The organism is Micromonospora sp. D75, assembly GCF_018070405.1.
GTDB lineage: Bacteria > Actinomycetota > Actinomycetes > Mycobacteriales > Micromonosporaceae > Micromonospora > Micromonospora chalcea.
In genome coordinates this window covers 1-542 of the sequence record NZ_JAGPXV010001164.1, presented here as the reverse complement: position 1 = coordinate 542, position 542 = coordinate 1, and the positions used below count along the sequence as shown (strand labels likewise).

General features: G+C 74.0%; 1 protein-coding gene. It reads right to left on the bottom strand.

Annotation, left to right across the window (positions count from 1 at the left end; genetic code table 11):
• On the bottom strand, nucleotides 1–539 hold a 539-nt coding region (locus KBX39_RS32650; RefSeq protein WP_247660837.1), incomplete at its 3' end, for a PH domain-containing protein.
• Between the last annotated feature and the right edge of the window lie 3 nt (nucleotides 540–542).

The window sequence follows — 542 nt, the reverse complement described above, 5'->3', positions numbered from 1 at the left end:
TCACGCCGCCGCCCGGCGCTCGGCGCGGGCGGCCGGGTCCGGTCCGGACGGTCGACGCGGACCGGATCCGGCGCCGGGCTCGCCGCCGCGCGCTGCTCCGGGGGCCGGGCCTCGCGGTGGCACTCCCGCAGGGTCGCGAGGATCTCGTCGTAGTGCTCCGGCCAGGTGACCAGCCGGGTCAGCTCCAGGCGGAACGGCCGGACGATGGCGCCGGACTGGATCGGCGTCTGCACCGGCGCGCCGTCGGTCCGCTCGATGACGATCGCGTCGCGTCCCATGTCCAGACCTGCTATCGAACCCGTACCGCTGTGGATATCCGCGACCGACGCCCACGGCACCGTGGTCGTGCGGAGAAGCGAGCGCGAACGTACGCCGACGGGGCTCACCCAGACGCCGAGCATCGCGCGGCGGACCGCGACGGCGAGGACGCCGGCGTTCCACACTCCGAGGACCACCGCCTCCCGTTCCAGGAGATTGCCGCTGCGGACCCCGAACACGATGAGCACGAAGTAGCCGACCGCCAGCCCCGCCACGACCATGGA